The following is a 584-nucleotide window of genomic DNA, read 5'->3' on the forward strand; positions in this document are numbered from 1 at the left end:
GTCGTTGGCCAGCACCTCAGCGCGCAAGGTGGCGCTGGGTGCATAGGTCAATGCCCCAGGGGGTGGCACGGTGTGACCGCCGTGACCTGTCGGATCGGCCGGTGGCGCTTGGGCTCGGTCGGAGATCTGCGGGATGAGCGGTCCAGCCGTACGTGCGGATTCGGGGTAGTGGATGGTCTTGGCCACGTCGGCGAGGGTGGTGGCGTAGCTGGGGTCGATCGGCCCGTATCCCTGCAACCGGGGCACGAGAATCCCGTCCGGATCTTTCAACACCGTCAGGACGGGTGCACCGGGTACGACCAGGGCACGTCCGAACGCCACCGGCACCTCATCCGGCGTCGGCTCATCCATCGGGTCAGCGACGTCGGGTTCGACGACCGGCTCCACCAACTCGACTTCAGGAGCGTCGGCATCGGCGGGTTCGGGTAGCAGGTCGTCCCACGCTGCCGCATCCTCGGCGTCAGCGGGAGTCTCGGCCGACCCATTGCTGTCGGTGCTGCCACCTCGTTTCGGGCAATCATCTTGTCCGCATTCGCAGTCGAGGTGCGCTCCCGGCACACCGGTGATCTCCCCGAGGGCGATCA

At 67.3% G+C, this 584-nt stretch carries 1 pseudogene; it reads right to left on the minus strand.

The annotated features are described in order from the left end of the window. Positions 1–584: pseudogene (locus tag B1964_RS23610) on the minus strand (HNH endonuclease); the annotation flags it as partial.

The sequence above is a fragment of the Gordonia sp. i37 genome (genome assembly GCF_002043085.1).
Lineage (GTDB): Bacteria > Actinomycetota > Actinomycetes > Mycobacteriales > Mycobacteriaceae > Gordonia > Gordonia polyisoprenivorans.